The sequence below is a fragment of the [Flexibacter] sp. ATCC 35208 genome (assembly GCF_001975825.1).
Taxonomy (GTDB): domain Bacteria; phylum Bacteroidota; class Bacteroidia; order Chitinophagales; family Chitinophagaceae; genus Chitinophaga.
Map to the genome: position 1 here is coordinate 1 of NZ_MTKN01000186.1, position 1108 is coordinate 1108.

1 protein-coding gene is annotated in these 1108 nt (G+C 36.9%); it reads right to left on the reverse strand.

All coding sequences use genetic code 11. The annotated features are described in order from the left end of the window. Window positions 1–162: 162 nt before the first annotated feature. Complete coding sequence (locus BW716_RS34980; RefSeq protein ID WP_306460916.1) at window positions 163–987, reverse strand: transposase; 825 nt, start codon at window positions 985–987, stop codon at window positions 163–165. Between the last annotated feature and the right edge of the window lie 121 nt (window positions 988–1108).

The window sequence follows — 1108 nt, forward strand, 5'->3', positions numbered from 1 at the left end:
AAATCCTGGTCTTTGAATATACAAACATGTTTTTCATTGACGCATAAAAAACCGGGGACCTGCAAAGATCCCCGGTCTTTTTACTCAATGGTTCGGTAATAATTAAGCGGCCATGGATCGAATATTTAGGTACTTTGAGTATAGTTTTCTTATTGAAGTTGTTTATACTTTTAATTTTCTACAAAAAAGGGTTATAAGAGCCAGCCATTGCAATGCCATCCATGTTTCAACAAGTTTTTCATATCTGACAAGCAATGCTTTAAAAGCATCCATCCAGGCATTGGCATGTTCAATTTTTGTTCGTCTTTTGTAAAGTTGATCATCAAAATATCGGTATTCATCACTTTGCTTCTTTTGATTTCGCAAGTTGGGTTTTACATTTAATTCAATCTCGTAGTCAATGCATACTTGTTTTAAATCTTCGCTGTCAAATCCAGGATCGGCATTTACAAATATTCCATTGCAATTGATATCGGATTGTTCCAGAACCCCGATCATTTCTTTAAAGAGCTTCACTATATCGTATAAGTCATTATGCTCTCCACTTTGCGCCGTTGATACGGTCAGCATCTGACCTCTGTTGTCACATAAGAACAAACTATTACTGGTCTTTGAAGCTTTTCTGCCTTGATAACCTACCGCCTGGCCACCACGTTTGACTGGTGTATGGCTACCATCTAACTGGGCGCTTGACAGATCCAGCAGTTTCTTATTACAAGATAAAAGATTGATCCAAGCCCTCTTGAATGAACCGTCTTTACTCCATTTTAAAAAATACCTGTGAATATTTTGCCACGAGGTCGCCCCTTTATCAAAATATTCGCAAATACACAACTCTCGCCACTGGCAGCCTGTTTTCATTCGCTTTAAAATCAACAGAACCACTTTTACTAAATCTATCCTGGCCTTAAAGCCTCTTTTGCCTTTGCTTAAATGTGGTAAAATCCAATCTCGTATCTTATCTTCGTCTATGAGTCCCAGAATTATTCGTTTTTATTTGCTAAAACAAAAATCCTTAATTCCTGGGACTTCCTTTTTTTCCTTCAAAAAGTGTAAACAACTTCAATAATAAAAAACTCAGACAGGCAAACAAACCTGTATTCATTGT